This window comes from Kitasatospora sp. NPDC018058 (assembly GCF_044327205.1).
Taxonomy (GTDB): domain Bacteria; phylum Actinomycetota; class Actinomycetes; order Streptomycetales; family Streptomycetaceae; genus Kitasatospora.
Genome location: NZ_JBIRFA010000056.1, coordinates 38,276 through 44,537 on the forward strand (window position 1 = coordinate 38,276; position 6,262 = coordinate 44,537).

Sequence of the window (6,262 nt, forward strand, 5' to 3'; positions counted from 1 at the left end):
GGCGGCATGTGGACACCGTCCGCTCCTGGCGCAAGCGGTTCACCGCCGAGCGGCTGGCTGCGCTCGTCGATCGGCCCCGGCCGCTGGGGCGGCCCCGGTTGTCCGCCGAGGACAAGCTGCAGGTCATCGCCGCCGCGACCGCCCAACCGCCGACCGCCGACACCGTGTGGACCCACCGACTGCTATCCGATCACCTGCGCCGTTCCGGCCTGGCGGTCTCCGCCTCCCAGGTCGGACGGATCCTGGCCTGCGTCGATCTCAAGCCGCACCTGGTGCGCGGCTGGCTGACCCGACCAGCCGACCCGCAGTTCCTCACCCGTGCCGCTGACGTGTGCGCGCTCTACCGCACCTGCCCTGCGAACGCGGTGGTGATCAGCGTGGATGAGAAGACCGGGATCACCGCACGCTCCCGCAATCACCCCGACCAGCCCGGCCGCCCCGGGCAGCGCACCCGCCGGGAGTTCGAGTACATCCGCCACGGCACCGTCTCAATCATCGCCGCCCTGAACGTCCACACCGGCCAAGTCCTCACCGAGCGCATCGACCGCAACAACGCCGACACCTTCATCGGCTTCCTACGCCAACTCGACGAGTCCATCCCCGCCGGCACCAGCATCCACCTGGTCATGGACAACGGCTCATCCCACGTCGCGAAGAAGACGAAGGCCTGGCTGGCCACCCGTCCCCGCTTCAACATCCACCACACCCCCCCAACACGCCAGCTGGCTCAACCAAATCGAGCTGTTCTTCTCCACCCTGACCCGACGTCTACTACGCCGCGGCCAGTTCGCCTCCCGCGACGAACTGGCCGCGGCCATCGACACCTTCGTCCTGGCCTACGACGAACACGACGCCAAGCCCTACCGCTGGACCTACGACGGCAGCCCACTCAAAGCCGCATGAACCCCCGAAGGATCAACGCGGCACTGCACTAGTTCTGGAAGAGTACTTCCGGATTGTTCGGCGAGGGGCCGTCCAGCAGCGGACTGTGGATCCCCTTCAGCGTCTGGTCGAAGAACGCTGTCACGTACTCGCGGGTGATCACCACCCCGCGTTCCGGGGAGAGGGGCGGCGTCGGGAACCCGGCCTGCTCCTCGAGCAGGTCCACGTCGGTGAAGCTGGGGTGGTTGGCGCCGGTGACCGCCAGCCACTTCTTGTAGCCGCCGAGGGCGGCCCAGGCCTGCCCCCAGTTGTCGCCACCGCCGGCCGAGAGGTTGTCGGCCGCACCCAGCATGAGGAACGGCCGGTTGATCTGGCCGGGCATCGGGGCCGGGTGGAAGGTGCCGTCCATGTTCACTCCGGCCCGTACTCGCGGGTCGGCGATCATCGTGGTGGCGGCCGCCGCTCCGCCGATGGAGTGTCCGGCCATGCCGATCTCGTGCTTGTCGATGAGGTGTGCCAGGGGCCACGCGCTATTGCCGTGCGTCAACTGGTCGATCAGGAAGGACACGTCCAGCGCGCGGCTGGCGGCGACGGAGTCGAAGTCGAGCGTTTCCGGGTGGTCGCAGATCGCGCACGGCGGCGTCTGGCCGTTCGCCAGCGTCTCGCCGCTGTCCTCGTAGGTGTGGCCGACGAGCGCGACGACGTAGCCGTGACTGGCCAGGTCGGTCGCGAGCGAGGTGAGCACCATGCGCGGGTCCCCGAACCCGGGTGAGAGGACCACCAGCGGATGCTTGCCCCTCTGTGGCCGCGCGCCGTCGAAGGCGTGAGTGGTGACGCTGGAAAGGTTCTGCGGGGTGATGCCGGAGCTCGCCGGTATCTTCGCGTGCTGGATGTGTCCGGTTGCCTCGGCGAGGGTCATGTAAGGGGCCGGGGTCCCGGTCCCGGGGACGGCGGGGTAGACCATCGTGACGGTCAGTTGGCGGGGGCCGGATGACGGCACCCACGGGTCGAGGCGGCTCGTGTCGGTGAGGTGGATGATCTCCTCGCCAGCGGCGTAGGGGCCGGTCGACGCGGGGAGCGTGCCTTGGAAGGACCGCGTGGGCGCGGTGGCCGTGGCCGTGGCCGGTGCGGTGTCGAACGCGTGCGTGGCCACCGGTGTGGCCGACGGTGTGGTCGTGGCGGCGAACCCGGCGCCGGTTCCGGTGACGAGGGCGGCGAGCGCCAGCACCGCGACAGCGCTGATACGGCGATTGCGTTTCATCCTGCCGGCCGGGCAGGGGCGGCCGGCGGCGTTCGAGTGTCGATCGGTCATGTCCCCACGATGTCGCACCGGGCGGCGCCGGTCGGCAGTGTGAACCCACCGGCCGGACGGGGGGTAAACCCTACCCCCGCTGATGGCCTCTCCTCGCTGCCGACGGGTGGTCGGGTTGGGTACCGTCCCCTTGTCGAATCGAGGCGCGGACGGTGACCTGGTCGCCGCCCGCACTGCCCACGAGAGCGGGTCCGAAGCAGTTGACCGAGTACATCGCCGGCCGTGCCACCGGCAAAGCCCGGACGGACGCCCGGCCACCCCGCGAGGTGGTGCCGGGCAATCCGCTGCGCGCGCCGGCCTCCCCCGTGCTGTGGCGGGCGTCGATCCACCTGGCTCGCAGTTCGTGCAGAGGCGGCCGTCCTCGCGGACCACGAACGGCCGGGCCTGGCCCGACGCGGTGTAGCGTCGGGCCAGGTGGCGGGATGGTTCGGTCAGGCCGGGCAATTGCCCAGGACGACCTTGCCGCCCGACTGCGAGGCGGTCGCCGGATCCACCATCAGGCACAGGTTCGTCCACTTGTTGATGAACCTGTAGGCCGCCTGGTCAGCGAGATTGGTGGGCATGATGTTCCACATCTGGTTGTCGGAGATCCAGCGGGTCTCGCAGGGCCACCAGAACAGCTGGGTCCCGGCCGACGGGGGAGTCCCGTTGTTGTACGGGGTGGTCAGGCACTGGCCGTTGGCGGCCTTGATGAAGAAGTAGCCCATGCTGTCGAAGGTGGACGGCATGGCGGCCTGCCACTGGTGGCTGCTGGGCGGGTTGCTCTGGCAGGCCCGCTGCTGCACCACGCCGCCCTGCCCGGAGCTGTCGAACTCGGGCCCGCGGGTCATGCACCGGCCGTACTTGCTGTCCACGTACGTCTTGTCGGCCTTGACCACCCAGATCGCCGGGCTGGTGTTCCTGGCCTCGTAGTACCTGTTGCGGGCGATGATGTCATGCACCAGCGCCCAGCCGGGGTAGTCCATCATGACGATGCCCAGCCGGCGGTTGGCGGTGTCGTTGTTGAGGTAGTTCATCAGCCGCACGTTGACGCCGTCGACCCAGACCATGTCCTTGCCGTGCAGGACGCCGTAGCCGCCCGCGTACTCGGAGGGGACTAGGTTGAACGGTGCCCGGGACGCGGAGGTGTAGGTCACGAAGGTCTGGTTGGCGGGGGCCGAGCCGGCCGCGGCGAGGTTCTTGCTGACCAGGCTCCACTTGGCCGGGGCGTCGGTGGCTGCCCAGGTGTCCTCGGTGTGGTCCCCGAAGCCGTTGAGGCCGTAGGAGCCGCCGTTGGCGGCGTTGAAGACGGACAGCACGATCTTGCCGCGGGCCTGGCCCAGCGTCGGCGGGTCGCTGCGCTTGCCGTTGTTGTAGAACAGGCCCGCGTACTGCTTCGCGTAGGCGTCGAAGAGGGCCGTGTGGCTCGCCGTCGGATGGTCGTCCGTGCAGCTGAAGGTGGAGCCGTCGCACTCGGCCCGCAGCCGCATCAGGAGGGTCTCGCCCCGGTGGGCCGAGAGGAAGGCCTTCGCCTTGGTCAGGACGTCGTCGAAGTTGGCGTTCTGGTAGAAGGGGCCGTGGTGGATCACGAACTTGTCGTTGATGATGCGGACCCGGATGTCGACCGCGCGGATCCCGCGGTCCAACTGCGCGGTCAGGGTCGCCGCGCTGTCGCCGAAGTCCTGCTGGGTCTGGGCGCTGGATCCCCCGTGCAGGGCCAGCGTCTCGTGGGTGCCGGGGATGGACATCGCCGTCAGCGGCGTGGTCGCCCCGACCTTGCCCATCCAGTCCTGTTGGTCGGCCGAACCGAGGTTCTGGAAGGCGTCGCGGTTGTCCATCCCCTCGGCTAGGGCGGCGTGTGGTGCGGCCAGCGGGGCCACGGCCAGGGCGAGGGTGGCGACGGCGGTCACCGTCGCCGTCCGAGTCAGGCGGCGCAGGCGCCGCAGGGCGGCACCGGCCGGGCGGGCGAACATGGCGGAGGTGTGGGGCATAGCCACCTTTCGGGGAGGGGAAGGCCGCAGGCGCGGCCGAGGCCGGGCTCGCTGCTGTGAGCCCCTGATGCTGGAACGGGCACGGCGTGGTCGTCGGTTCAGCCCAGTGGTCCGACGGCCGGACCGCAGACCTCGACAAGCTGTCCGATCAGCTCTCGCCGCCGACCGACGCTGTCATCAAGAACGTTCCCGCCTGACGGAGCGCCCCGCCCGACTCGGTCCTCCGCGAAGGGTCCAGCTGCCGCCCAGAGCAGGACAGGTGGTCCGTCGCCTCCGTGACCAGTGCGATCGGGTATGGCCCGAGAACCAGCAGGCCGCCACAATCCCCTGGCTGTTTCCAGGACGCACCCCGGCCCGGGCTATCCGTTCCGAACACCTCTCCCTGAAGCTCCGCCAGCACGGCATCACCGCCCTGCCCGGACGCAATAGCGCCAGGCTCGCGCTGGCAGCGGCGCTCCCCGCCTCGGTCCTCGCCGACCTCACCGGCACCAGCGTCAGCAACGCGATCCGCGTGGCCAGTGACTGGTGTATCTCGTGTTGTGTGAGTTACCGGCGGCCGATGGAGAGTCGGCCGTCGAAGGCGATATCGAAAGCCTGGAGCGCGGGCTTCCAGCGCATGGTCCAGCGCTTGCGGCCCTGGCCGGTGGGGTCCAGGCTCATGACGGCCATGTAGACGCACTTGAGCGCGGCGGCCTCGTTCGGGAAGTGCCCCCGGGCGCGGACGGCCTTGCGTATGCGAGCATTCACGCTCTCGATCGCGTTGGTCGTGCAGACGACCCGGCGGATCTCCGCGTCGAACTGCAGGAACGGCACGAACTCGGCCCAGGCGTTCGACCAAAGCCGAACGATCGCCGGATACTTGGCGCCCCACTCCTCCTGGGACTCCAGGAAGCGTTCCTCCGCAGCGTCGGCGGTCGGCGCGGTGTAGATCGGCTTGAGCGCGCGGGAGATCTTGTCCCAGTCCTGGCGGGCCGCGTATCGAAACGATGCCCGCATGAGATGGAGTCGTCAAGAAACAACGCGTGGCCTCCCCAGAGCTGAGTCGTTGATGTGGTATGCGCATATCCGACGAGGCCTGCGCGCAACTCGCCCAGCGCTTCGAGGTCCTGCTGCCGCACTTGAACGAGCGTCAGCGGCGGCTGGCCATGGCGACCGAGGCACGTCTGCTCGGCCACGGCGGTGTGCGCCTGGTCGCGCGGACGGCCGGGGTGAGCGAGACCACCGTGCGCAAGGGTGTGTTCGAACTCGAGGCTGGCGCGGAGCCGTTGCCCGAGGGCCGAGCACGGCGTCTCGGTGGTGGCCGTATGCGGGCCGAGGCGGTCGATCCCGGCCTGGTCTCCGCGTTGCTTGGGCTGGTCGAGCCGGACGAGCGCGGTGATCCGATGTCGCCCCTGCGCTGGACCACGAAGTCCCTGCCGCACCTGGCCGCCGAGCTGTCCCAGCGGGGACACAAGGTCACCGCGCCCACAGTCGGGCGGCTGCTGAAGGAGAACGGCTTCAGCCTGCAGGGCACCGCCAAGACCCTGGAAGGAACCCACCACCCGGACCGGGACGCCCAGTTCCGCTACATCAACGAGCGGGTCAAGGACCACCAGACCACAGGCCAGCCGGTGATCAGCGTGGATTCGAAGAAGAAGGAGCAGGTGGGGCTACTGCCCATGCCAGGGCGGGAATGGCACCGGGCCGGGCAGCCGGTTCAGGTCGAAGACCACAGCTTCTTCGCCGGCCCGCATGTCGAGACCGCGATCCCGTACGGAATCTACGACCGAGCGGCGAACAAGGGCTGGGTGAACGTCGGCGTCGACCACGACACGGCCGCATTCGCAGTCGCGTCGATCCGCCGGTGGTGGCAGGCACGCGGCTCACTCGACTACCCGCAGGCGACCCGCCTGCTGATCACCGCGGACGCGGGCGGCTCGAACAGCTACCGCTACCGACTCTGGAAGGCCGAACTGGCCCCGTTCGCCGCCGAGTCCGGCCTCACGATCACGGTCTGCCACTTTCCGCCGGGGACGCAATGCCGTTGCTTGACTCAGTGAACTATCACAGGGTTCAGGGTGATGGTCTTCGCTGGGACACGTCGGGTCGGTCGACGTGG

The 6,262-nt window shown here is 69.2% G+C and carries 3 protein-coding genes and 2 pseudogenes; 2 read left to right on the forward strand and 3 right to left on the reverse strand.

Going from position 1 to position 6,262, the window contains the following annotated elements; genetic code table 11:
* Positions 1–8 precede the first annotated feature (8 nt).
* Positions 9–935 carry an IS630 family transposase gene (locus ACH4E7_RS40435; protein ID WP_396254206.1) on the forward strand — a complete coding sequence of 309 codons (927 nt, stop codon included), beginning with the start codon at positions 9–11 and terminating at the stop codon, positions 933–935.
* Here ACH4E7_RS40435 and ACH4E7_RS40440 read toward each other — a convergent pair.
* The 3 genes and pseudogenes from ACH4E7_RS40440 to ACH4E7_RS40450 all read right to left on the reverse strand — a co-directional run.
* A complete protein-coding gene (locus ACH4E7_RS40440) occupies positions 932–2,194 on the reverse strand; it encodes an alpha/beta hydrolase family protein (RefSeq protein WP_396254207.1) in 1,263 nt (420 codons plus the stop codon). The two genes, ACH4E7_RS40435 and ACH4E7_RS40440, sit on opposite strands and share 4 nt — an antisense overlap.
* Before the next feature lie 431 nt (positions 2,195–2,625).
* A complete protein-coding gene (locus tag ACH4E7_RS40445) occupies positions 2,626–4,164 on the reverse strand; it encodes a phosphatidylinositol-specific phospholipase C domain-containing protein (protein WP_396254208.1) in 1,539 nt (512 codons plus the stop codon).
* A 546-nt stretch (positions 4,165–4,710) separates the two neighbouring features.
* Positions 4,711–5,169, reverse strand: a pseudogene (locus ACH4E7_RS40450) (transposase); the annotation flags it as partial.
* A gap of 50 nt (positions 5,170–5,219) precedes the next feature.
* Between ACH4E7_RS40450 and ACH4E7_RS40455 the strand changes: the two are divergent.
* Positions 5,220–6,179, forward strand: a pseudogene (locus ACH4E7_RS40455) (ISAzo13 family transposase); the annotation flags it as partial.
* Positions 6,180–6,262: the final 83 nt, after the last annotated feature.

Coding starts and splice junctions, on each gene's coding strand:
- ACH4E7_RS40445 (WP_396254208.1), bottom strand. CDS start 4,164: ATGCCCCACACCTCCGCCATGTTCGCCCGCCCGGCCGGTGCCGCCCTG.
- ACH4E7_RS40440 (WP_396254207.1), bottom strand. CDS start 2,194: ATGACCGATCGACACTCGAACGCCGCCGGCCGCCCCTGCCCGGCCGGC.